General features: G+C 51.8%; 4 protein-coding genes. 3 read left to right on the top strand and 1 reads right to left on the bottom strand.

What is annotated here, in order from left to right; translation table 11 throughout:
• Nucleotides 1–278 (top strand): hypothetical protein (locus tag HOK28_09535; protein MBT6433322.1); only part of this gene is annotated, 278 nt, incomplete at its 5' end.
• Here HOK28_09535 and HOK28_09530 read toward each other — a convergent pair.
• A complete protein-coding gene (locus HOK28_09530) occupies nt 264–1,262 on the bottom strand; it encodes a metal-dependent hydrolase (protein MBT6433321.1) in 999 nt (332 codons plus the stop codon). The genes HOK28_09535 and HOK28_09530 overlap by 15 nt on opposite strands.
• A 125-nt stretch (nt 1,263–1,387) precedes the next feature.
• Here HOK28_09530 and HOK28_09525 point away from each other — a divergent pair, with 125 nt between their 5' ends.
• Nucleotides 1,388–1,936, top strand: coding sequence for an NUDIX hydrolase (locus HOK28_09525; GenBank protein MBT6433320.1), 549 nt, complete (start codon nt 1,388–1,390; stop codon nt 1,934–1,936).
• A partial coding sequence (locus tag HOK28_09520; protein MBT6433319.1) for a hypothetical protein occupies nt 1,926–2,070 on the top strand: 145 nt, incomplete at its 3' end. The genes HOK28_09525 and HOK28_09520, both read left to right, overlap by 11 nt.

Raw genomic sequence — 2,070 nt, 5'->3', positions numbered from 1 at the left:
GCTTGGCTGAGACGGCGCACCTTTTGGTGGGAGACTTTAATCTAGACGGCCGTGAGCATTTAGATTTTTTGGTTCGATTCTCTGATTTTTATGATGCTCATATTGGAAGTGATGTCACATCGAGTGATGTGTGGCGCGATAAGCGAGCCCGGCTTTTAGATTATGTCTTTTCGAATAAGAAGCTGGTTGGCACCTGCGCGCAGGTCCTGCGTGGAGTCTATTTATCAGACCATTCGCCAATCATGTTTAGAATGACGCCAGGGCTAAAGCTCGAATAGCATATTGAGGAAAAGTTGAAGTTCGCCGGGCTTACGGTCCCGCGTCTGAATGAACTCTACGGGTTTATGGGGCGTGCTGGGAGTCACCCGAATGCCCCAGAGGGGTCTGATGCTACTTGGTATCATGGCGTACCTGATGTCGCCGAGCACGAACTCTTCTCCCGGGTGGAGCACAAGGAAATTGTCGGTGAGATTTTGAAACCGGGCGATGCCTTGTTGGTGCTCAGATGGCTGAGTGAGTTCAGGGAAAACATCATCTACTTCGAGGCGAGCAATGCCTGATCCCGTATAAATATGCGGGATAGAGAACCACCCAACCCGTATAGCATCCACATAGAAGATGCCATCATGCTCATACACTGACCGGTGAAGAACATTGTTGGCAAAGCTTGGCTTGATGACTGAGCGTTCAGGGTAGTGGCCACGTGTTGCAACGAGCGAACCTTGTTCATCAATCGCAATGTTGTGCTGGTGCAGGCACAAGAAAAGGTAAAGTAAACCCCACGTGGTACCGAGGATGGCCGAGAATCGGCGCTTCTTAACGAAGCTCGTACAAGCCAATCCAATAATAGGAAGCGTGAAGAGCGGATCGACAACGGACACAATATTCCACGCTGTGCGTTCCATGGAAAACGGCCAAAGTAGATGCGTTCCGAAGCTTGTACAGGCGTCTAGGAGTCCGTGGGTTGAGTAGCCAAGAATGGCAAACCACCAAATGGAGTGCCAGCTCCATCGGCGAAGTGAGCCAAGCCAGATGAGCAGGGTAACCAGTGTGGCGCCGAACGGAATGAATGCCAGTGAGTGAGTAAAGTGACGGTGGATTTCTAAGGTGAGAAGTGGATCGGAGCTAACACCTAATAAGGTATCCAGATCGGCAGCCATACCAGATACCGCACCAACAAAAGCGGCTCGCTTGGTCAGTTGTTTTGGAGCCACGGCGAGCGCTACGATTGCACCGACAGAGGCTTGGGTCACCAGATCCACGAGGTCTCCTTGGGTGGGTTAAAGTTGCCACATGGATGAAGAAGATACAAACGTATGGGCTCGCACCGTAGGCAGCTGTGGGCTATAACGAGCCAAGTTAACATACAAGTTCGAAGGGGTATTTTGTGAAGTTCTGTAGCGCATGTGGGGAAAAGGTCGTTTACCGTGTGCCGGAGGGTGACAACCGTGAACGGGCGGTGTGTGAGGGCTGTGCTCGTATACATTACGAGAATCCGCGAATCATTGCCGGATGCCTGCCCATCTGGAAGGACAGCGTCCTCTTGTGCCGTAGGGCGATTGAACCCCAGCATGGTCTGTGGACCGTGCCGGCTGGGTTTATGGAGAAAGGGGAATCTTTGGAGGAGGGGGCTTTGCGCGAAACTTACGAGGAAGCCTTCGCAAAAGTAAAACTGGGGCCCCTTTTTGTTGTCTACAGTGTGCTTCACATCAGCCAGGTCCAAATGTTCTTTCTCGCGGACCTAAAGTCAGCAACCGACTTTAAACCTGGAATAGAAACCTTGGAAACGAAGCTTTTTAAGCTCGATGAGATCCCATGGGATGAGATTGCTTTTAGCGCGGTAACCTACGTGTTGCGCCGCTATGTTGAGCAAGGGCGCGAGGGGGTCGGTAAGATTCATATGGCGACCTTTGACAAAGCGCGTGATGGTTACTGAAACAAATCAATTAGCCCAGCGGCGCCGGTTTGTTCGACTCGCCATTCCCAATATCTTTGCCGCGGTTTTGGTGCCGGTGGCAGGACTCGTCGATATGGCCATGCTGGGTCACCTGGATAGCATCACGCACCTTG

The organism is Deltaproteobacteria bacterium (assembly GCA_018668695.1).
In the GTDB taxonomy this organism is placed as follows: Bacteria; Myxococcota; XYA12-FULL-58-9; order XYA12-FULL-58-9; family JABJBS01; genus JABJBS01.
The sequence above is the reverse complement of the archived record's forward strand: the minus strand, read 5'-3'. Positions and strand labels throughout refer to the sequence as shown.